This is a genomic window from Enterobacter sp. MF024 (genome assembly GCF_005843915.1).
In the GTDB taxonomy this organism is placed as follows: Bacteria; Pseudomonadota; Gammaproteobacteria; order Enterobacterales; family Enterobacteriaceae; genus Enterobacter; species Enterobacter barmai.
Map to the genome: position 1 here is coordinate 79,867 of NZ_VCBB01000011.1, position 21,800 is coordinate 101,666.

20 protein-coding genes are annotated in these 21,800 nt (G+C 56.2%); 10 read left to right on the forward strand and 10 right to left on the reverse strand.

Annotated features, from left to right (window positions below; translation table 11 throughout):
* Positions 1 to 160 precede the first annotated feature (160 nt).
* Positions 161 to 1,339: an acetyl-CoA C-acetyltransferase gene (locus FFB58_RS17170; protein ID WP_138370519.1), complete on the forward strand. Its 1,179-nt coding sequence runs from the start codon at positions 161 to 163 to the stop codon at positions 1,337 to 1,339.
* A 327-nt stretch (positions 1,340 to 1,666) separates the two neighbouring features.
* Positions 1,667 to 2,350, forward strand: coding sequence for an oligogalacturonate-specific porin KdgM family protein (locus FFB58_RS17180; RefSeq protein WP_039029874.1), 684 nt, complete (start codon positions 1,667 to 1,669; stop codon positions 2,348 to 2,350).
* Between the two features lie 146 nt (positions 2,351 to 2,496).
* On the opposite strand, the gene FFB58_RS17185 is transcribed toward FFB58_RS17180, so the two are convergent.
* A complete protein-coding gene (locus FFB58_RS17185) occupies positions 2,497 to 3,672 on the reverse strand; it encodes an oligogalacturonate lyase family protein (protein ID WP_039029875.1) in 1,176 nt (391 codons plus the stop codon).
* A gap of 455 nt (positions 3,673 to 4,127) precedes the next feature.
* On the opposite strand from FFB58_RS17185, the gene kduI reads away from it, so the two are divergent.
* Together kduI and kduD are read left to right on the forward strand one after the other, a co-directional pair.
* Positions 4,128 to 4,964 carry a 5-dehydro-4-deoxy-D-glucuronate isomerase gene (kduI, locus tag FFB58_RS17190; RefSeq protein WP_039029876.1) on the forward strand — a complete coding sequence of 279 codons (837 nt, stop codon included), beginning with the start codon at positions 4,128 to 4,130 and terminating at the stop codon, positions 4,962 to 4,964.
* 61 nt (positions 4,965 to 5,025) lie between these two features.
* Positions 5,026 to 5,787, forward strand: a complete 762-nt coding sequence (gene kduD / locus FFB58_RS17195) for a 2-dehydro-3-deoxy-D-gluconate 5-dehydrogenase KduD (RefSeq protein ID WP_039029877.1) — start codon at positions 5,026 to 5,028, stop codon at positions 5,785 to 5,787.
* A 105-nt stretch (positions 5,788 to 5,892) separates the two neighbouring features.
* On the opposite strand, the gene FFB58_RS17200 is transcribed toward kduD, so the two are convergent.
* From FFB58_RS17200 to FFB58_RS17225, 6 genes are all read right to left on the reverse strand, one after another.
* On the reverse strand, positions 5,893 to 7,020 hold the full coding sequence (locus FFB58_RS17200) for an oligogalacturonate lyase family protein (RefSeq protein WP_138370520.1): 1,128 nt from the start codon (positions 7,018 to 7,020) through the stop codon (positions 5,893 to 5,895).
* Between the two features lie 67 nt (positions 7,021 to 7,087).
* Positions 7,088 to 8,377 carry an ABC transporter substrate-binding protein gene (locus FFB58_RS17205; RefSeq protein WP_039029879.1) on the reverse strand — a complete coding sequence of 430 codons (1,290 nt, stop codon included), beginning with the start codon at positions 8,375 to 8,377 and terminating at the stop codon, positions 7,088 to 7,090.
* A 13-nt stretch (positions 8,378 to 8,390) separates the two neighbouring features.
* Positions 8,391 to 9,518, reverse strand: coding sequence for an ABC transporter ATP-binding protein (locus FFB58_RS17210; protein WP_039029880.1), 1,128 nt, complete (start codon positions 9,516 to 9,518; stop codon positions 8,391 to 8,393).
* A gap of 12 nt (positions 9,519 to 9,530) precedes the next feature.
* A complete protein-coding gene (locus tag FFB58_RS17215) occupies positions 9,531 to 10,433 on the reverse strand; it encodes a carbohydrate ABC transporter permease (protein WP_039029881.1) in 903 nt (300 codons plus the stop codon).
* On the reverse strand, positions 10,426 to 11,316 hold the full coding sequence (locus FFB58_RS17220; RefSeq protein WP_039029882.1) for a sugar ABC transporter permease: 891 nt from the start codon (positions 11,314 to 11,316) through the stop codon (positions 10,426 to 10,428). The genes FFB58_RS17215 and FFB58_RS17220 overlap by 8 nt, the downstream gene beginning before the upstream one ends.
* A gap of 451 nt (positions 11,317 to 11,767) precedes the next feature.
* Positions 11,768 to 12,091: a cupin domain-containing protein gene (locus tag FFB58_RS17225; protein ID WP_114385821.1), complete on the reverse strand. Its 324-nt coding sequence runs from the start codon at positions 12,089 to 12,091 to the stop codon at positions 11,768 to 11,770.
* A 137-nt stretch (positions 12,092 to 12,228) separates the two neighbouring features.
* Between FFB58_RS17225 and FFB58_RS17230 the strand changes: the two genes are divergently transcribed.
* Positions 12,229 to 12,921 carry an aspartate/glutamate racemase gene (locus FFB58_RS17230; protein ID WP_039029884.1) on the forward strand — a complete coding sequence of 231 codons (693 nt, stop codon included), beginning with the start codon at positions 12,229 to 12,231 and terminating at the stop codon, positions 12,919 to 12,921.
* Here FFB58_RS17230 and FFB58_RS17235 read toward each other — a convergent pair.
* On the reverse strand, positions 12,908 to 13,846 hold the full coding sequence (locus tag FFB58_RS17235; RefSeq protein ID WP_138370521.1) for a LysR family transcriptional regulator: 939 nt from the start codon (positions 13,844 to 13,846) through the stop codon (positions 12,908 to 12,910). The two genes, FFB58_RS17230 and FFB58_RS17235, sit on opposite strands and share 14 nt — an antisense overlap.
* A 119-nt stretch (positions 13,847 to 13,965) precedes the next feature.
* Here FFB58_RS17235 and lysA point away from each other — a divergent pair, with 119 nt between their 5' ends.
* A complete protein-coding gene (lysA, locus tag FFB58_RS17240; RefSeq protein WP_138370522.1) occupies positions 13,966 to 15,228 on the forward strand; it encodes a diaminopimelate decarboxylase in 1,263 nt (420 codons plus the stop codon).
* Here lysA and FFB58_RS17245 read toward each other — a convergent pair.
* A complete protein-coding gene (locus tag FFB58_RS17245; protein WP_039029887.1) occupies positions 15,198 to 16,235 on the reverse strand; it encodes a LacI family DNA-binding transcriptional regulator in 1,038 nt (345 codons plus the stop codon). The genes lysA and FFB58_RS17245 overlap by 31 nt on opposite strands.
* Positions 16,236 to 16,526: 291 nt before the next feature.
* Here FFB58_RS17245 and FFB58_RS17250 point away from each other — a divergent pair, with 291 nt between their 5' ends.
* The 4 genes from FFB58_RS17250 to FFB58_RS17265 all read left to right on the forward strand — a co-directional run bounded on the left by FFB58_RS17250 (position 16,527) and on the right by FFB58_RS17265 (position 20,625).
* Positions 16,527 to 17,864, forward strand: a complete 1,338-nt coding sequence (locus FFB58_RS17250; protein ID WP_039029888.1) for a PTS transporter subunit EIIC — start codon at positions 16,527 to 16,529, stop codon at positions 17,862 to 17,864.
* Positions 17,861 to 19,288 carry a glycoside hydrolase family 1 protein gene (locus tag FFB58_RS17255; RefSeq protein ID WP_138370523.1) on the forward strand — a complete coding sequence of 476 codons (1,428 nt, stop codon included), beginning with the start codon at positions 17,861 to 17,863 and terminating at the stop codon, positions 19,286 to 19,288. The genes FFB58_RS17250 and FFB58_RS17255 overlap by 4 nt, the downstream gene beginning before the upstream one ends.
* A 90-nt stretch (positions 19,289 to 19,378) precedes the next feature.
* Positions 19,379 to 20,152, forward strand: coding sequence for a GntR family transcriptional regulator (locus tag FFB58_RS17260; protein ID WP_039029890.1), 774 nt, complete (start codon positions 19,379 to 19,381; stop codon positions 20,150 to 20,152).
* On the forward strand, positions 20,149 to 20,625 hold the full coding sequence (locus FFB58_RS17265; RefSeq protein WP_039029891.1) for a GNAT family N-acetyltransferase: 477 nt from the start codon (positions 20,149 to 20,151) through the stop codon (positions 20,623 to 20,625). Before FFB58_RS17260 ends, FFB58_RS17265 begins: the two co-directional genes overlap by 4 nt.
* Here the strand turns inward: FFB58_RS17265 and galR are convergent.
* On the reverse strand, positions 20,586 to 21,602 hold the full coding sequence (galR, locus tag FFB58_RS17270) for an HTH-type transcriptional regulator GalR (protein ID WP_138370524.1): 1,017 nt from the start codon (positions 21,600 to 21,602) through the stop codon (positions 20,586 to 20,588). The two genes, FFB58_RS17265 and galR, sit on opposite strands and share 40 nt — an antisense overlap.
* Positions 21,603 to 21,800: the final 198 nt, after the last annotated feature.

Genomic DNA, 21,800 nt, shown 5'->3' on the forward strand with positions numbered 1-21,800 from the left:
AATAATTACCGTGAAAATTATCAATTGCGTGAATACATCACGGGGCGTTAATCCGGGCTCACGGATTCTTTGTGATAAAACTCACTTTTTTTAAACAATTACATCATTAGTTGATAACAACCCTCTACTATGGGCGGTGTCATTTTGCACAGAGGTAGAGATGAAAGACGTCGTGATAGTGGGTGCATTGCGTACCGCAATCGGCTGTTTCCAGGGAGCGCTTTCACGCCATTCGGCAGTGGAATTAGGCAGCGTGGTGGTGCGCGCGCTGGTGGAGCGCAGCGGCATTGAGGCACACGAGATCGACGAAGTGATCCTCGGTCAGGTGCTGACCGCCGGTGCCGGGCAAAACCCTGCCCGCCAGGCCGCGCTAAAGGGAGGATTACCCAACACCGTCTCTGCCATTACCATCAACGACGTGTGTGGCTCCGGCTTAAAGGCGCTGCATCTGGCGACCCAGGCGATCCAGTGCGGCGAAGCCGATGTGGTGATCGCGGGCGGCCAGGAGAACATGAGCCGCGCGCCGCACGTGCTGACCGACAGCCGCACCGGGGCGCAGCTGGGCAACAGCCAGCTCATCGACAGCCTGGTGCATGACGGCCTGTGGGACGCGTTCAACGACTACCATATGGGCGTCACCGCAGAAAACCTGGCGCGTGAATATGGCATCACCCGCGAACTGCAGGATGCCTACGCGCTGAGCTCCCAGCATAAGGCCCGGGCCGCTATCGACGCAGGCCGCTTCCGGGACGAGATTGTGCCGGTTGTCGCCCAGAAGCCCGGCGGGGAGAATCTGCTGGTGGATACCGACGAGCAGCCGCGCACCGACGCCAGCGCAGAAGGGCTGGCGCTGCTCAATCCTGCCTTTGAGCTCACCGGCTCGGTCACCGCCGGGAACGCCTCCTCTATTAACGACGGGGCCGCAGCGGTAATGATGATGAGCGAGAGCAAAGCTGAATCGCTGAATCTGCCGGTGCTGGCGCGGATCAAAGCCTTTGCCAGCGTCGGCGTCGATCCTGCCTTAATGGGCATCGCCCCGGTACACGCCACGCGCCGCTGTCTGGAGCGGGCGGGCTGGCAGCTGGCGGACGTTGATCTGATCGAAGTGAATGAAGCCTTTGCGGCTCAGGCGCTGTCGGTGGGCAAAATGCTGGAGTGGGATGAACGCCGGGTCAACGTCAACGGCGGCGCCATCGCGCTGGGCCATCCTATCGGCGCATCGGGCTGCCGCATTCTGGTCTCGCTGGTGCACGAGATGGTGAAACGCGATGTTCGCAAAGGGCTGGCAACGCTGTGCATCGGCGGCGGACAGGGCGTGGCATTAGCCATAGAAAGATAATCGCGTTGATATATATCAACCAAAACAGGCCTCCGACCCCGGAGGCTTATTTGTTTGTGACCCCCGTCATATTTTTACCCTTGTAAGTCAATTCTCAAACACCCTCGAAATATTTAACGCATTCACTGAATCGCTAATAACGATTTAGTGTGATCGCGATCCGTTAAATTCCCCTTAAAACTCCTCTTTTGTTGATATTGCTCACGGCTGGCTTTGCCAAAAAAAATGAAACAAATAATTACGATCATGATCACTAAAATTACGTATTTAAAAAAATAAAATGCAATTCCATAAAAACGAAACATCATTTTAAACGAGGGTTTTTCCATGTTTAAGAAATCTCTGGTCCTTGCTTCACTTATTGGCGCTTCTTTCGCAGCTCAGGCTGTCACCGTGGATCTGCGTCACGAATACATCGATAGCGGCTCGAACGCAGACCGTGTTGCGGTTTCGCACCGTTTCGAAAATGGTTTTGGTTTTTCTGTAGAAGCAAAATGGAAATCAGGCGGCGATAAAGCTGACCAGCCATTTGCGGATGTGGTGGGTAACGGTCACGAAGATCAGATCAGCTGGCGCTGGAAAGCCAACCAGAACATTGCGTTAACACCAGGTTTTACGCTCGAAAGTAAAGACAGCTTCACCATTTATAAACCCTATCTGCACGCGCAATATAGCTTTGATAATGGCTTCTATGTCGCAGCCCGTTATCGCTATGACTACACCCGTTATCCATCAAGCTCGAATAAAGACGATGATAAAGTTAACCGTGGTGATGCGTGGGTAGGTTGGGTAATGGGCGACTGGCGTACCGAGCTTAACTACGTATACGCGAAAAGCTCCGAAGGGACGATTCGTAATAATAACAAAGATTACTCCCAGGAATATAACGTCAAGCTGGCGTACAAAATTGATAAAAACTGGGCACCGTACGGCGAAGTGGGCAACGTCGGTGTGAAAGAGACCGATGAACGTCAGACCCGTCTGCGTGTCGGCGTTGCATATTCATTCTGATAACAAGCAGTACCTCCGGGATAAACCGGCTCTTATGAGCCGGTTTTTTTATATCTGTTATCTGGCGGTGCTGATAAAAGCGGACAATAAAAAAAGCCCTCCATAAAGGAGGGCAAGGCCAGTTACAGGAACACAAACACTAACATTTATTCACGCAATAATTCAGGTTGCTCAGGAAGCTTCGCAATATAGAGAGCAGGTTTGCCGTCTTTATCAGAACTAAACAGAACCGCTTTATCATCCGGGGTAAAGGAAGGGTGCGGATGGGTCACCTGGCGGCTGTTGGCCACGGTTGCCCAGGAAGTATCGTGACGCGCGATGCGGAAGTAAGCCTCTTTCGCCACGTCAAACGCGTACAGGTAAGGATCGTTGTCGATGGTGTAGCCGCTGGTATCTTTCACATCCACCGGGGTACCGGAACCGTCACCTACCAGCAGCGTGCCGTCAAAGTTACTCATCAGATGCGAACAGGCTGGCATCTTCATTACCGCTTTGTTCTCGCCGGTATCCGGGTTGAAGCTGTACACGGTACGCCCTTGCTCACCTTTCAGATAAGAGACATACACCAGCGCCGAGCCGTTCGGGACCCAGAATTCATGGGTGCAGCTTTCGCCTTCGGCGTGTTCTTTCACCTTACGCACGTTGCTGCCGTCTTCATTGACCATCCACATGCGGGCATCCACCAGATCGTGCGGACCTTCATGGCAGAACGCGACGGTATTGTCGTCAAACGGACGGTAAATCGGGTGACCGAGCCAGTTTTTCTCTTCGTGGATCACGCTGCTTTCACCGGTCTGCAGATCGACCCGCAGCAGGCGGCAGTGCGGCCCTTTATGGAAGAAGTCGTGGAAGATTTTCCAGTCGTTCAGCGGCGTCCAGTCGCTTTTCGCGATTTCGATACCGACCAGTTTGGTGCAGTCGCTGTTCGCCACCCAGGTGCCATAGCCGACCCAGTCGTCGCTGACGCGATAGACTTCGCGCTCTTCAAAGGTGGTCAGATTGACTTCCCGCAGAGTGCGATCATTCTTAACGTAATAGAGGGATTTATCATCCGGCGACAGGAAGCCGCCGAAGGTGTTATCACCCGCGCCTTCGGTTAACTGCACCGCTTCGGCGTTTTTCAGATCCAGCAGATAGTAGTTCCAGTGGCCATCGAATTCACCGGCAAACAGCAGGTGGCTACCATCGTTGAAAAAGCACTTTTGGTAGAAGTAGTTACGATGACAGGTAACTTCAGGGGGGGTCAGGCGGGTCACTTCCACGCCTGTATCCGGATCGCGACTGACCTCGTAGTTCAGTTTGACCCGCATACCTTTTGCCATGATGCACTCCTTGAATTCGACGGCAGGATCGCGCCTGCGGTCCGATCGGTAAAATATGAGTTTAAAAACTGGGTGTTAAAATATCAAAACATCGTTTCAGTGTGTGTGACTGGTGGCGCACTTCTGAAGGAAAACCCCGCTGACTCATCAAATTCGTTAAATTCGTTGAGTTTTATCTCATCGGGTCATTAATTTTTAAACCTTTCATAACTGATTGTTTATTATAAAAATTAACGCTAAAGAATTAAAAAAATGTTTAAAGAAAGCGTTGTCAACTCCCTGACAATCGTGATCGCAACTGCAATTTTGAGATTAACTTGCAGAAAAAGTGAAACATCGTTTTGAATGTAATTGAAAACCCATTTCACAGCAGATAATATGTGCCCATCATGAAAACGGAACATCGTTTTGTTAATTATCCAGGCCTTCGGGGCCGATAAATTCTGGAGGTTAATGTGGAAGTCAGACAAAGCATCCACAGCGCGCATGCAAAAACGCTGGATACCCAGGGGCTGCGTGATGAGTTTTTAGTCGAGAAAGTGTTTGTCGCTGATGAATACACCATGGTGTACAGCCACATTGACCGCATCATCGTTGGCGGCATCATGCCGGTTGCCAAAACGGTCTCTGTCGGTGGCGAAGTGGGCAAACAGCTGGGCGTCAGCTTCTTCCTGGAGCGTCGCGAGCTGGGCGTGATTAACATTGGCGGCCCGGGCACCATCACCGTTGACGGTCAGTGCTATGAAATTGGCCATCGTGATGCCCTGTACGTCGGTAAAGGCGCGCAGGAAGTAGTATTCGCCAGCGTCGATAGCAGCAAACCGGCGAAGTTCTACTATAACTGCGCCCCGGCACACACCACGTATCCAACCAAAAAAGTGACCCCGGCAGAAGTTTCTCCGGTCACGCTCGGTGACAACCTCACCAGCAACCGCCGCACCATCAACAAATACTTCGTTCCTGATGTGCTGGAAACCTGCCAGCTCAGCATGGGTCTGACCGAGCTTGAGCCGGGCAACCTGTGGAACACCATGCCGTGCCATACCCACGAGCGCCGCATGGAAGTGTACTTCTACTTCAATATGGAAGAAGACGCCTGCGTATTCCATATGATGGGTCAGCCGCAGGAGACGCGCCATATCGTGATGCATAACGAGCAGGCAGTCATCTCTCCAAGCTGGTCTATTCACTCCGGCGTAGGCACGCGTGCCTATACCTTCATCTGGGGCATGGTAGGTGAAAACCAGGTCTTCGATGATATGGACCACGTTGCCGTTAAGGATCTGCGCTAGTCGCGGACAGTTAAGCATAAACTTGCCTGTTCGTTCAGGCGCTGAAAGATAAGGATTAAAAATGATTCTGGATGCATTTTCTCTGCAGGGTAAAGTTGCGGTTGTGACCGGTTGCGACACTGGCCTCGGCCAGGGCATGGCGGTGGGTCTGGCAGAAGCGGGCTGCGACATCGTGGGTATCAACATCGTTGAGCCGCAGGAGACCATCGAGCGTGTAACCGCGCTGGGCCGCCGTTTCCTGAGCCTGACCGCTGACCTGCGTAAAATCGACGCGATCCCTGAGCTGCTGGATCGTGCGGTGGCTGAATTCGGTAAAATCGACATTCTGGTGAACAACGCCGGTCTGATCCGTCGTGAAGACGCGATCAACTTCAGCGAGCAGGACTGGGACGACGTCATGAACCTGAACATCAAGAGCGTGTTCTTCATGTCTCAGGCGGCCGCGAAGCACTTTATCGCCCAGGGCAACGGCGGCAAGATCATCAACATCGCCTCTATGCTCTCCTTCCAGGGCGGCATCCGTGTCCCGTCTTACACCGCTTCCAAAAGCGGCGTAATGGGCGTAACTCGTCTGCTGGCGAACGAGTGGGCGCAGCACAACATCAACGTCAACGCTATCGCGCCGGGCTACATGGCGACCAACAACACCCAGCAGCTGCGTGCTGACGAAGAGCGTAGCGCGGCAATCCTCGAGCGTATCCCTGCGGGTCGCTGGGGTCTGCCAAGCGATCTGATGGGCCCGGTTGTGTTCCTGGCGTCCGGCGCATCTGACTACATCAACGGCTACACCGTAGCGGTTGACGGCGGCTGGCTGGCGCGTTAATCCAGCGCATTGATAAAAAACCGCTGCCCATGGGCAGCGGTTTTTTTTTGCCTGGCGGCGACGCTTTTGTAGGCCGGGTAAGGCGTAGCCGCCACCCGGCTTTTTTCACACCTGCGCCAGATACAGCGCCGGCATGCCTTCTTCATCTGACGTATACAGCACCCACTTATTGTCCGGCGAAAACGACGGATGCGGATGGGTCACCTGACGATCGCCATCCAGCACTTTCCAGCTGGTATTGTGCTGACAGATGGCGGTCTGCGTCCCTTTCTGAATATCGAACACCCAGATAAAGGGATCGTTCAGGCTGATATCGCCGGTGTTGTGCGGTGCGCCGTCGCCCACGATCAGCGACCCGTCGTGGTTGCTCATCAGGTGGGAGCAGGGCGGGATCGCCATCAGCTGGCGATTCTCGAGCGTGGCGGGATCGGCGCTGAACAGATAGCGCTGCGGATCGTTCTCCTTGTGCGCCACGTAATAGAGCGCTGAGCCGTCCGGCACCCAGAATTCGTGGGTAAAACTTTCGCCCTGGGCATGCTGGCGCACCTTGCGCAGGTTGCTCCCATCCTCGTGAATCAGCCACATGCGGGCATCGATCGCATCGCGCGGCCCTTCGTGACAAAACGCCACGGTGTTGTCGTCAAACGGGCGGTAGATCGGGTGCCCGAGCCAGCGTTTTTCCTGCAAAATCACCCGGCGCTCGCCGGTTTGCAGGTCGATATTAATCAGGCGGCATTCCGGGTTAGTGAAGTAAAACGCGCGGAACTTGCTCCAGTCGGTGAGCGGCTGCCAGTCGCTTTTTTTGATCTCGATGCCCACCAGCTTCGTGCAGTCTGAGTTCGCCACCCAGGTGCCGTACGCCACCCACTCGTCATCCACCTCATACACCACGTACTCTTCCAGACTCTCGAGATCGACGCGCCGCAGCTCGCGGCTGTTTTTCACGTACCACAGAGAGCGATCGTCTGCGGAGAGGAAGCCGCCAAAGGTGTTATCGCCGGCGCCGTCGGTGAGCTGGGTCGCCTGTTGGCGGGCAATATCCAGCAGGTAGTAGTTCCAGTGGCCTTCGAAGGCGCCGCCAAAGATCAGCTTGCTGCCGTCCTGGGTAAAACATTTCTGATAAAAGTAGTTACGGTGACAGATGATGTGCGGTGGCGTCAGGCGGATCACCTCGTGTCCGGTTTCACTGTCCTGACGGGTCCGAAAACTCAGGGGAATGATTTTTCCTTTCATAGTATGTTCCTTCAAATAAAAAAATACCCCACCGCCTGGGCGGTAGGGTATTGATAACGTAAGAGAATTAGCGCATTGCGCGTTTCAGAATACGTTCAGCCTGACGCTGGAAGTCAGCTGCAGTCTCTTCGACGGTTTTCTGGCCATAGTCGATGTACTGCAGAGAAGTACCGAACTGGGCCACGATCTGCGGGTCGTCAAAGTAGGGCGATACGGAGAGTTTGGCTGGCAGAGACTGCGCCAGACGCAGGCCCGCAACCGCCGGATCGTTCTCTTTGATGGTGCCGTCTTCGGTCAGGTATTTCACCGCCACTTTGCTCAGCGGTACGCCACGCTCCAGACCCAGAGTCTCAACGCCTTCTTTACTGTTCAGCAGGAAGTTGATGACTTTCGCTGCCGCTTCCGGGTTCTTGGTAGATTTACCGATAGAGAGCATCTGGGCTGGTTTGAAGAACAGACCGGCATCCGTTGCGCCCGGCAGCATTGGGTAGCTGCCCAGCTCCAGTTTTGCTGGTGGCTTCAGGTTATCGGAATATTTCTTGATGGTGGAGTTCCACATATAGGTGCCGCCCCATTCACCTTCGATCCACGGCTTCATCTCATACATGTTGCTCTTACCGAACGACGCGTAGTACTTGGTGTCCGGCATTACGTGGCTGTCGATCAGCTTTTTGTAGGTCTGGAAGAACTCAACCCACTGCTCTTTGGTATAGGAGAATTTCTTCGTCTTCTCGTCCACCGCCGGGATGTTGTACTTCTGGATCATGTAAGAGTTCAGCAGCGCCAGGGTATCCTGGTGCTCCAGCACCACCGGGTAGTACTGTTTGCCCAGTTTGCTTTCGAAGGCTTTGCCCGCCGCCATCAGCTCATCCCAGGTTTTCGGGTACTCTACGCCCGCTTTTTTCCAGGCTTCATCGTTGAAGTAGAAGACGCGCGCGGTCACGGAGATCGGAATACCGTTCAGCTTGCCGTTCACCGTGGTGGACTGCAGCTCTTTGGGATCGAACTGAGACAGGTCGATCACGTCCTTCATCTTGTTCAGATCGTAGAAGCCGTCGCCGGTTTTCGAGAAGATCGGCAGCCAGTTCCAGTTGGTCTGCATCACGTCCGGCTCGGTGCCGCCCGCAATCTGCGTGGTCAGACGCGACAGGTGACCGTCCCAGCCGGTGTATTCCGACTTAACGTTAATATCCGGGTTCTGTTTGTGGAACTCTTCCAGAGCTTTCAGGGTGACCTGGTGACGGCCATTGCCGCCCCACCAGGACATACGCAAATCGGTGCTGTCCGCAGCAAAAGTGGGTAGGGCACTCATTCCAAAGGTAGCGGAGATAACGGCGCTTAAAAGCACTTTTTTCATTTTTATAACTCCATTAAAGAGAGATGTTCTGTTCAGTTTTTGCGTCAAAAATATGACACTTATTCATATCGAACTTAAAGTAAACCTTACGGTGAAGACCCTTGTTGATCATAGGCTTAGCTTCATCGGAAGGGATTCGGGCTGTCAGTTCATACTCGCCAACTTTCAGGTACACGAAGAATTCATGGCCCATGTTCTCGGCGCGGACCATTTCGCCGGTGCAGCACCCTTCGGCAAACGGCTCGTCGGAGATAGAGACAAAGTCAGGGCGAATGCCGTAGAAAATGTCCTGGTTGGCGTAGCTGGCGACTTTCTCTTTCAGCTCAGCGCTTAACGGCAGGGTCTGGTTGCCGATGGTCAGCGCCAGCTGACCGTCTTCCTGCACCAGCCTGCTGGCGCGGATGTTCATCTCCGGTGAGCCGATAAAGCCGGCCACGAACATGTTTTTCGGTTTGTGGTACAGGTTGTCCGGGGTATCCACCTGCATGATGTGGCCGAGCTTCATCACGCAAATGCGGTCGCCCATGGTCATCGCTTCGGTCTGATCGTGCGTCACGTAGACGGTGGTCGCCGGTTTGCCGGAGGCCTTGAGCTGCTTGTGCAGGTCGGAGATACGGATGCGCATCGACGCACGCAGTTTGGCGTCGAGGTTGGACAGCGGTTCGTCAAAGAGGAACACGTCTGGCTTTTTCACAATCGCACGGCCCACGGCCACACGCTGGGCCTGACCACCGGAGAGCTGGCGCGGCAGACGGTCCAGCAGCTCTTCCAGCTCGAGGATTTTTGCCGCTTCGTTAACCTGGGATTCAATCTGCGCTTTCGGCAGCTTGCTCAGCTTCAGGCCAAAGGCCAGGTTTTCGCGCACGGTCATGTGCGGATAGAGCGCATAGTTCTGGAACACCATCGCAATCCCGCGCTCTTTTGGCGCGAGGTTGTTAACGATCTTTTCGCCGATGCGCACTTCGCCGCCGCTGATGGTCTCCAGACCGGCCAGCATACGCAGGGTGGTGGACTTGGCGCAGCCGGACGGGCCGACGATGACCATGAACTCCCCTTCAGCGATTTTCAGGTCGATAGCATGTACCGCTTTGAAGCCGTTGGAGTAAACCTTTTCCAGTTTGTTGAAGATAACTTCAGCCATGATATTTCCCTCTTAACCTTTAATTCCGCTGCTGGTTACGCCCTGTACGAAGTAGCGCTGTGCCAGGAAGAAGACAATGATGGATGGCAGAATGGAGATGCTCGCCATTGCCAGAATTTCGTTCCACGGCGCACCTTCGGTGACGTCGATGGACATTTTCAGAGCCAGTGCAATCGGGTATTTATCCACGCTGTAGACATAAATCAGCGGCCCGATAAAGTCGTTCATTGACCACATGAACTGGAACAGCGCCACGGAGATGATGGCTGGCTTCAGGATTGGCACGACCACGTACCACAGCACCTGAATGGAGTTACAGCCGTCAATCTGCGCCGCCTCTTCCATGTCACGCGGTACGCCGCGCAGGAACTGGATCAGCATGAAGACGAAGAACCCTTGCGTGGCGAAGGCCAGCGGCAGGTACAGCGGCATATAGCTGTTCAGCATGCCCATTTCACGGAACATCAGGTACTGAGGGATCAGCAGCACGGTGCTTGGCAGCAACATGGTGGTAATCAGCGTCGCGAACCAGAACTTCTTCCACGGGATCTCGAAGCGGGCAAAGCCGTACGCCACGATGGTGGAGGAGATAATGGTCAGGATCACTTTCGGGATCACATACTTAAAGGTGTTCAGCATGTAATGGCCGAAGTTGTACTCGGTACCGGTTTTCCAGCCGTTTACAAAGCCGTCCCAGGTGGCGTGTGCCGGCCACAGGCTCAGGGTGGTGAAGATCTCGTGGTTCGGTTTGAACGACGCCGAGAACATCCACACCAGCGGATAGAGCATCAGCAGGCCAACAAACAGCAGGATCACATAGCGAATGCCGGCGCTAATTTTTTCACGACGCTGGGTACGCGCCACTTCACGCTCTGCGATGCTTCTCGCCGTGGAGAGTTGTTGAATATCAGCCATTTTTGCCTCCCTTATCGGCGGAGTAGAAGACCCAGTATTTCGAAGACTTAAAGGCGATAGCGGCAAAGACAGCAACCACCAGGAACAGGATCCAGGCCAGCGCCGCGCCGTAACCCATGTCAAAGTACTTGAATGCGGTGTCGTAGATGTACAGTGAGAACAGGTAGGTGGAGTAGGTTGGTCCACCGCCGGTAATAACATACGGACCGGTAAATTCCTGGAACGCCTGGGTGGTCTGCATGATGAAGTTAAAGAAGATAACCGGGGTGATCAGCGGCACGGTCACTTTCATGAACATCTGCCATTTAGAGGCGCCGTCAATCATGGCGGCTTCGTACTGCGACTGCGGTACGTTTTGCAGGGCGGCGAGGAAAATTACCATCGCGGAGCCGAACTGCCACACGCGCAGCAGGGTGACGGACATCAGCGCCAGGGACGGCTCGCCAAGCCAGTTCACCGCGTCAAAACCAAACACGCCAATAAAGCTGTTAAGCAGGCCATCAATGGCGAACAGCGCACGCCACAGAACGGCGATGGCAACGGAGCTGCCGAGAATGGACGGAATATAGTAAGCGGTACGGAAGAAGCCGATGCCGCGCAATTTAAAGTTCAGAACAAAGGCAATACCCAGCGCGAAGGCCAGCTTCAGCGGGATAGTTAAAAATACGTAGGCAAAGGTCACGCCCATGGATTTCCAGAAGAGGGTATCTTCCGTAAACATGTAGCGATAGTTTTCGATGCCGTTAAATACCGGCGGGCTCATCAAATCATACTCAGTGAAACTGAGGAAGAACGATGAGACAAAGGGGAAGGCGGTGAAAAGTATCAACCCAATTATGTAGGGTGATATCCACGCCAGCCCCAGCATCTTGTTTTCATTCATACATACCTACCTGGTAATTAAGGGTTTAAAACGGAATCTTTACGCCTGGTGCAAGCCGGTGTTTCAATTTTTTAAAACTTATGAACCATCGTTTTCAAATTGTAAAACGTCGTTTTAATTTATTTTATTGCGATTAAAATCCACGTCATTCGATAAATAGTGGAAATGTGATCAAGGTCGAAACAGCGTTTCAATAAGGTGAGATGGGTGGCATTTTTATCGGTTTGCGCGGAATAGCAAGGTGGAGAGAACCGGCTAAACAGAGGACTTTGCTCAGGTATTCTGGAAATTATTGGCGGTAGATACAAACTACTAATATTTGTAGCAAATCTGTAACATGGCAATTAAGCTAGCGAGGATATAATTAACTTGTTGAATGATTAACGGCTGAAATAACGCGAAATTGCGCTTAAGCATAAAAAAGGCGATGCCGGAGCATCGCCTTTTTCATTTATTTGAGGAAGTCTTCACGCACCGGCGTAAAGGTATCCAGCAGGGTGCCCGGTTTCAGGCAAACGCAGCCGTGCATAATATGCGGCTCCTTATAAAGCGTATCCCCGGCGGTGACGACATGTTTCTCTTCACCGATGGTAAATTCGAACTCGCCGGACAAAACATAGGTCAGCTGCTCATGCGGATGGTTATGCATTGGGCCAACGGCGCCCTGTTCAAAATTAACCTCAACCGCCATCATTTTGCCGTCGTGCGCCAGAATGCGGCGCGTCACGCCGTTACCCAGATCTTCAAGCTGCGTCTCTTTGTGGAAAATAAACATGCTCATGTCCTGTTATATAGTGAAACATCGTTTCATTTAATTTATCCCAGAGAGGGCTAAAAGGAAATGTCGAACCAGAGAACTGGAAACTCGATCACAAGTTTGCTTCACTGGATGAAACCGGAAAGGAGAGCACGATGAAAACGATTGGCCTGTTGGGGGGAATGAGCTGGGAGTCCACCATTCCATATTATCGTCTGATCAACGAAGGGGTAAAACAGCGCCTCGGGGGATTACATTCGGCGAGCCTGCTGCTGCACAGCGTCGATTTCCATGAGATCGAAGCCTGCCAGTCCAGCGGCGACTGGGAAAAGGCCGGGGAGATCCTGGCGACTGCGGCGCTGGGCCTGCAGGGAGCAGGGGCGCAGGCCATTCTGCTCTGTACCAATACCATGCACAAAGTCGCGGAGCAGATTGAAACCCGCTGTTCGCTGCCGTTCCTGCATATCGCCGATGCCACGGGCCGGGCGATCACGGCGGCGGGCATGAACCGCGTGGCGCTGCTCGGCACGCGCTACACCATGGAGCAGGATTTCTACCGCGGACGACTGACGGCGCAGTACGGCATTGAGAGCCTGATCCCGGACGAAGCGGACCGGGCGCGTATCAATCAGATTATCTTCGACGAGCTCTGTCTCGGCACCTTCAGCGAGGCGTCACGCCGTTACTATCTTGAGGTGATCCAGAAACTGGCCGATCGAGGCGCGCAGGGGGTGATCTTCGGCTGCACCGAGATTGGCCTGCTGGTTCCGGCGGATGAGAGCCCGATCCCGGTGTTTGATACCGCCGCGATCCACGCCGCCGATGCGGTGGAATTTATGCTTTCGTAACGGGCGAGGCCAGCAGCTGCTCCAGCGGGCCGGTGAGGGCCGCCAGCCCCTGTTGCAGATGCGCGCTGAAGGCGTCCACCAGCGCCGAGGCCGGGCGGTGCAGGGGGCGGATCAGGCTCACCGTAAACGGCACCGAAATACTGAAGCGACGGATCACAATTCCGCTGTCGGCATAATCCAGCGCCGTCAGCGGGTTCACCACCGAAATCCCTACTCCCGCCCGCACCATGGCGCAGATTGATGCCGCGCTGTGGGTCTCCACCACCATCCGCCGTTTCACCTGATGCTCGGCAAAAAGCTGGTCCAGCAGCTGCCGGTAACTGTCGGTGCGCGACAGGCTGATGTAGTTCTCGCCCTGAAAATCCCCCGGCGTCAGCACCGCTTTTTCAGCCAGCGGATGTCCGGCAGGCAGGACGCACACCTCATCTAACGACAGCAGCTCGTGGCGGGCAGTGCCCGCCGGGGTGGCGAGGGTTTCAGTCAGGCCGAGATCGTGGCGCTGGGCCGAGAGCCACTCCTCCAGCAGGGGGGACTCCTGCGGCACGATGGTGAGATTCACATCCGGGTAGCGGGCGAGAAACGGCTGAAGCAGGGCAGGCAGGAATGACTGGGAGAAGACCGGCAGGCAGACGATGGAGAGCTCCCCCTGGCGAAACTCGCGCAGGCTGTCGGCGGCGCTGACGATGCGATCCAGCCCGTACCAGGAGCGCTGCACCTCCTCGAACAGACGCAGCCCCTGCACCGTCGGGTGCAAACGCCCGCGCGTGCGTTCAAACAGCGTCAGGCCGATCACCTTCTCGAAGCGCGCCAGCTCGCGGCTCACCGTCGGCTGGGAGGTGTGCAGCAGACGCGCGGCTTCGGTCAGATTCCCCGCCGTCATCACGGCGTGGAAAATCTCGATATGGCGTAAATTCACAGCGGGCATGGCGGCGACCTCGTTGAGCTAAGCCATATCATTTTTGCATAGACTGGCGATAAAACGATATTTTTTATTCTCTTCACGCTGTGGCGTAATCATAAAAAATTGAATTCCCGGAGAGCACCATGCCACGCCCGCTGAACAACACCGATACCTGCCTCAATGCCAACAATTTGCTGCGCCTGCCTGCGGAGTTTGGCTGCCCCGTCTGGGTTTACGACGCGCAGATTATTCGCGACAAAATTGCGGCCCTGCATCAGTTTGACGTGGTGCGGTTTGCCCAGAAAGCCTGCTCCAACATCCATATTCTGCGCCTGATGCGCGAGCAGGGGGTGAAGGTCGACTCCGTGTCGCTGGGTGAAATCGAGCGTGCGCTGGCGGCGGGCTACGATCCCAAGGCCGACAGCGATGCGATTGTTTTTACCGCTGACCTGATCGACAGCGCCACCCTGGCCCGGGTGCACGAGTTGCAGATCCCGGTCAACGCCGGTTCCGTGGACATGCTGGAACAGCTGGGTCAGGTTTCGCCGGGCCACCGCGTCTGGCTGCGCGTTAACCCGGGCTTTGGTCACGGCCACAGCCAGAAGACCAACACCGGCGGCGAGAACAGCAAACACGGCATCTGGTACAGCGATCTGCCTGCCGCGCTGGAAGTTCTGCAGCGCTACAACCTGAAGCTGGTGGGAATTCATATGCACATCGGCTCCGGCGTGGACTACGGTCACCTTGAGCAGGTATGCGGCGCGATGGTGCGCCAGGTGGTTGAGTTTGGTCAGGATCTGGAGGCGATCTCCGCCGGTGGCGGTTTATCGATCCCTTATCGCGAAGGGGAAGAGGCGATCGATACCGATCACTACTACGGCCTGTGGAACGGCGCGCGCGACAAAATTGCCGCCCATCTGGGCCATGCGGTGAAACTGGAGATCGAACCGGGCCGCTTCCTGGTGGCGGAATCCGGCGTGCTGGTATCCCAGGTGCGCAGCGTGAAGGCGATGGGCAGCCGTCACTTCGTGCTGATCGACGCGGGCTTTAACGATCTGATGCGCCCGGCGATGTACGGCAGCTATCACCACATTACGGCGCTGGCCGCCGACGGCCGCGATTTAACCCAGGCTGATTTAGTGGAAACGGTGGTGGCCGGTCCGCTGTGCGAATCCGGGGATGTGTTTACCCAGCAGGAGGGCGGGAAAGTGGAAACCCGCGCGCTGCCGCCGGTCGTACCGGGTGATTACCTGGTGCTGCACGATACCGGCGCGTACGGCGCGTCCATGTCATCCAACTACAACAGCCGTCCGCTGCTGCCGGAAGTGCTGTTTGATAACGGCGTGGCGCGTCTGATCCGCCGCCGCCAGACCATTCAGGAACTGCTTGCCCTCGAACTGTTCTGATCGAACCAGGGTCCCGTCGCCACCGAATCGCGTAACACCAGCGTGCCGGTAAAGGGCGGGATCGCTTCGATCGGCTCGCTTTTTACCAGCCGGATGGCCTGATCGATAGCGGTGGTGATCATGTTGTCGATAGGCAGGTAGACGGTTGAGAGCGCCGGTTCCAGCCACTTCGCGCACGGCGCGTCGTCGAAGCCGAACAGCGACACGTCTTCAGGAATGCGCAGCCCCGCCTGGTGCAGCGCTTTCGACGAGCCCAGCGCCATATCGTCGTTACAGGCAAACAGGGCGCTGAACGGCACCTTCTCGTTCAGCAGCTCCTGACACAGCTCGTACCCGCGCGTCATCCCCGAATCGCCATACTTCACCCGGTTTTCATCCCAGGGAATACCGTGCTTTTCCAGCGCCTGGCGATAGCCCATCAGTCGCGCCTTACCGGTAGGGGTGTGGATCGGCACGGTCATGCAGGCGATCTCCCGGTGGCCCTGGCTTATCAGATACTCCACCGCGTTGAAGGCTGCCTCCTGCTGCTCGAAGAACACGCAGCGCTCCCGCGCCTGGCTGACGTCACGGTTGATGACGATAAGCGGCATCTGCACGCTGTTGATGAGCTTCATGATCGCTTTTTCGCTCATATAGCGGGTGTAGAGCACGATGGCATCGCACTGGCGGTCGGCCAGCATCTGCACCGCTTCCTCTTCCCGCTCCGGGGTGTCGTGACCGTCGGTGACAATCAGCTGCTTCCCGTGCGTTTCAGTCTGTCGGGAGGCCTGCTGCAGCAGGCGACCAAAGTAAAAACCGTCAAAGGTCGAGACCACCAGACCAATGCTGTTGCTGGTCCGGTTCGCCAGGGATCGCGCCAGGAAGTTGGGACGATAGCCCAGCTCTTCCATCGCGTTAAACACCTGCTGACGGGTGCTCTCTTTTACCTGACCTGTGCCGTTCAGTACGCGCGACACCGTGGCTTTCGACACGCCCGCGCGCAGTGAGACATCCAGCATTGTTGCCATTCGTTATTCCTGCTTCCACGTTATGCACCGAAGTTTATCACAGACGTTCAGGGGCATAAGCCGGGCGGGAGAGGGAAAACCCCCATCAGGATCACGCTTTCTGGTTACGGGTAGCGTACCGGGTAAAAGTGGCATACCAAAGTAGCGATAATTCGCACTCCGGGATACCTCTTACCGCGTTGGGAGCTTAATCACAGAACAAATCTTCACCAGAAGCTATTTTTGGTATGCCAATAGAAGCCGGCTGAACACCTTATCCCAATAAAGGCCCTTTTACTGAGGTATTACCCCATGGCATTACAGGAAAAACTGATCAACTCTCTGGGCAGTTTCGCCACGAAGTTCAACAGTTATCGCTATATCATGGCGATAAAGTCCGCCTTCATCACCTTAATGCCGGTCATCATTGTTGGCGCATTTTCGGTGCTGATCTCCAACATGGTGCTGGATCCAAAGAACGGCTTAGCCAGTTTCCAGTCGCTCTCTTTTCTGGCCGCGCTGAAACCCATCACCAGCGCCCTGAACTACGCCACGCTTAACTTCCTCAATATCGGGGCCGTGTTCCTGATCGGTATTGAGCTCGGGCGTATTAACGGCATCAAATCGCTGTTCCCCGGCCTGCTGGCGGTGATCTGCTTTATCTGCGTAACCCCCACTACCGTTGAGATGATGGTTGATGGCGAAATGCACATGGTCAAAGATGTGCTCCTGCGCCAGTTCTCTGATACCCGCAGCCTGTTCCTCGGCATGTTTATCGCCATCCTGTCGGTGGAGATTTACTGCTGGCTGGAGGGGCGTCCGGGACTGAAAATCAAGATGCCGGACACCGTCCCTCCTAACGTGTCGGCCTCTTTCTCGGCGCTGATCCCGGCGATCATCACCACCACCACCATCGCCACCTTCGGCTTTGTGTTCCATCAGGTCACCGGCATGTACCTCTACGATGCGGTATACCAGGTGGTGCAGCAGCCGCTGGAGCGCGTAGTGCAAAGCCTGCCGGGCATTCTGCTGCTGATGTTCGTCGCCCAGCTGTTCTGGGTGATTGGGATCCACGGCAATCAGATGATCAAACCGATCCGCGAGCCGCTGCTGCTGGGGGCGATCACCGTCAACATGAGCGCCTTTGAGCAGGGCAAAGAGATCCCGAACATTATCACCATGCCGTTCTGGGATGTGTACATGAGCATCGGCGGTTCGGGCTTAACCATCGGCCTGCTGATCGCGGTGATGATCGGCACCAAACGCAAAGAGATGAAGGAGATCGCCAAGCTCTCTATTGGCCCGGGGATCTTTAACATCAACGAGCCGGTGATCTTCGGTATGCCAATCATGCTCAACCCGATTCTGGCGATCCCGTTCATCATCACCCCGCTGGTGACCGGCTCCATCGGCTACTTCGCCACCGTCACCGGTTTTGCCGGCAAAGCCGTGGTGATGGTGCCCTGGACCACGCCGCCGCTGATCAACGCCTGGCTCTCAACCGCTGGTTCGATGGGGGCGGTGATCACCCAGGGTATCTGCATCATCACCGCCGTGCTTATCTATCTGCCGTTCGTGAAGATCGCATCACGCCGTGCGGAACAGGCCGCGATTCAGGCCGCAAATCAGGAGGCGACGAATAACGCATGAGCATTAAAAAGATGACTATCCCCGGGGACTTTATCCTCGGGGCGGCGGCCTCCGCCTGGCAAACCGAGGGCTGGAGCGGCAAAAAAGCCGGGCAGGACTCCTGGATCGACCTCTGGTACAAAAACGATCGTCAGGTGTGGCATAACGGCTACGGCCCGGCGGTGGCGACCGATTTCATCAACCGTTTCCGTGAAGACGTGGCGCTGATGAAGCAGGCCGGGCTGACCCACTACCGCACCTCCATCAACTGGTCGCGTTTTCTCACCGACTATGAAAACGCGACGGTGGATGAGGAGTACGCCGCGTATTACGACGCCCTGTTCGCCGAGATGCACCGTCAGGGCATTGAGCCGATGATCTGCCTCGAACACTACGAGCTGCCGGGGACCCTGCTGGAAACCTACGGCGGCTGGGCATCGAAGCACGTGGTGGAGCTGTTCACCCGCTACGCCGAAAAGGTCTTTGCCCGCTATCACCATGTGGTGACGCGCTGGTTTACCTTTAACGAGCCGATTGTGGTCCAGACCCGGGTCTACCTTGACGCCCTGCGCTGGCCCTATGAGCAGAATACCCACACCTGGATGCAGTGGAACCACCACAAGGTGCTGGCGACGGCGAAGGTAGTGAAGTTGTTCCGCGAGAAGGGCTATCGCGGCACGGTGGGCTGCATTCTTAACCCGGAAGTGACCTATCCCCGTTCCCGCGCCGCCCACGACGTAAAGGCCGCGGAGATTTACGACCTGTTCTACAACCGGGTGTTCCTCGACCCGCTGGTGCACGGACGCTATCCGCAGGAGCTCTTCACCCTGCTGGAAAAACATCAGGTGCAGTGGGAGTACAGCGACGACGAGCTGGCCCTGATTGCCGCCAACACCGTCGATGAACTGGGGATCAACCTCTATTACCCGCACCGGGTGAAGGCCCCGTCCCGGGCCTGGCATCCCGACACGCCGTTCCATCCGGCGTACTACTACGAACCGTTTGAACTCCCGGGGCGGCGGATGAACACCTCCCGCGGGTGGGAGATCGCCCCGCGCATCATTTACGACATGGCGATGCGTATCAAAAATGACTATCGCAACATCGACTGGTTCGTTGCTGAAAGCGGAATGGGGGTCGAAAACGAAGGCCAGTACCGCAACAGCGACGGGGTGATCGAGGATAACTACCGCATTAATTTCATCAGCGAACATCTTTACTACACGCTGCTGGCGCGGGAGGAGGGGGCCAACTGTCACGGCTACATGCTATGGACCTTCACCGATAACGTCTCGCCGATGAACGCCTTTAAAAACCGCTACGGTCTGATTGAGATCGATCTGGCGAACAATCGTGCCCGACGCGCCAAAAAATCGGCCAGCTGGTTCCGGCAACTGCGCGATGAGCGCGTGCTGACCCTGACCATCGACGATGAATGGAAGTAGGCGAAGATCGCGACGATTCTGCTAACATAGTGCCCAAACTGGCCGGGAGGATGCCCGGCCCGCGCATTAACTCAGAGTACAGGTGATAACGTGGATAAGGCTGTCGTCCCGGCGGAAAAGAAGCAGTACCAGGAGATTGGCGAGGATTTACGCGCCCAGATCATCCAGGGGCACTATCCCGTGGGCTCACGTCTGCCGCCGGAGCGCAATATCGCGGAAACCTACGGCGTCAGCCGTACCATCGTGCGTGAGGCGCTGCTGATGCTGGAGCTGCAGGGCACCGTGGATATTCGCCAGGGTTCCGGGGTCTACGTGATGCGCATACCCGAAGAGCACGAGAACGAGGAAGAGCGCCTGTTAACAAGCGACGTCGGCCCGTTCGAGATCCTGCAGGCGCGCCAGCTGCTGGAAAGCAACATCGCCGCCTTTGCTGCGAAGATGGCGACCCGGGCGGACATCGACAACCTGCGCCGCATCATCGAGCAGGAGCAGCGGGCCATCGCCGCCAACGACAACAGCCAGGACAACAGCAAGATGTTCCATCTGGTGCTGGCGGGGGCCACGCAGAATCAGATGCTGCTGGCGACCGTCGAAAGCGTCTGGCACAACATGGACAGCAGCCCGCTCTGGCAGCAGTTTAATGCCCACATTGCCAGCCGGGCTTACCGCCTGAAGTGGCTGGGCGACCGTCAGACCATTCTCGCCGCCCTGCGCCGTCGCGACGTAATGGGGGCCTGGCAGGCGATGTTCCAGCATCTGGAAAATGTCAAAAAGAGCCTGCTGGAGCTCTCCGACGAGGACGCCCCGGACTTTGACGGTTATCTGTTTGATTCGGTACCTATTTTTCAGGGGAAGCCGGTGTGAATATCCAGCCGCTGTACGCCGCCCCGCAGCACGCGGAGCAGGTGATCGACTGGCAGTGGCAGGCCTTTGGCGACGGCGTGCCGCGCGCGTTTTTCGAAAGCATTGTGAACCACAGCCAGACCCCTGGCGCGCTGCCGCTCACCTTTATTGCCACCGAGGGCGAACGCCTGCTCGGCACGGTGGGGCTATGGCGCTGCGATCTAATCACTCGCCAGGATCTCTGTCCCTGGCTGGCGGCGCTGTACGTTGACGACGCCGCGCGCGGGCAGGGGCTGGCGGGGAAATTACAGCGGCACGTTCAAGCCCATGCCGCAGGGCTCGGGTATCGCGAGCTGCATCTCTGGTCCGCCTGCCGCGATTTTTATGAGCGCTACGGCTGGCACTACATCGGCGACGGTCTGGAATACCCGGACAAAACCGTGCATCTCTACCGCTATTCGCTGGCCGACTCGGCCGGCGGCACAACGGAGTGACGACGCACCAGCGTCGGGCTGAAGACGTGGGTGATTTCCGGCGGCTGGCGTTTATCCGCCAGGGATAGCGCGAGCTCCGCCGCCTGCGTCGCCATGGTGACGATAGGGTAGCGCACCGTGGTCAGGCGCGGTCGCACGTAGCGCGAGATCAGAATGTCATCGAAGCCGATCAGCGAAATATCCCCCGGCACGTCAATCCCGTTATCGTTCAGCACCCCCATCGCCCCGGCGGCCATCGAGTCGTTGTAACAGGCGATCGCCGTAAAGTTACGTCCGCGCCCCAGCAGCTCGGTCATCGCCTGCTCGCCGCCGCGCTCGTCGGGTTCCCCGTAGGTGACCAGGCGATCGTTGCAGGGAATGTCGTTTTCGCGCAGCGCATCGTAGTAACCCTGTAGCCGGTCTTCGGCGTCGGAAATGGGATGGTTAGAGCAGAGGTAGCCGATGCGGGTATGCCCCTGTTGGATCAAGTGTCGGGTGGCAAGCCAGGCGCCATAGCGATCGTCCAGCGCCACGCAGCGCTGCTCGTAGCCGGGAATAATGCGGTTCACAATCACCATGCCGGGGATCTGCTTCATCAGATGCACCAGCTCCTCATCCGACAGCTTTTTGGCATGCACCACCAGCGCCGCGCAACGATGGCGGATCAGCTGTTCAATCGCCTGCCGCTCTTTCTGCTCATTGTGGTAGCCATTGCCGATCAGCAGGAAGTTGCCGGTCTGGTAGGCGACCTGCTCGACGGCTTTCACCATCGCGCCGAAAAAGGGATCGGAGACATCGCCCACCACCAGCCCGACGGTATCGGTGGACTGCTGAGCCAGCGCGCGGGCGTTAGCGTTGGGGTGATAGTTCAGGGACTCCATGGCGGTCAGCACCGCCTGGCGGGAGGTTTCACTGGCTTTAGGGGAGTTATTGATAACGCGCGAAACCGTGGCGACGGAAACACCCGCCATTCGGGCCACATCCTTAATAGTCGCCATTCTCTACCTTCTTGTTGGGGTAAGCGTTTACACATCAAATAGTGTTGCGGAAAAGTGAGGTGTATTCAAGCGCAGGGCGGTGAGGCAATTCACAAAGGTGATAAACGTAATCTGAAAGTGTGTAATCGTTACACAGCGAAGCGTGACAGACGCGGGTGAATTTGAATCTTTGGTTACACTTTGCCTCAGGCTGTTGCG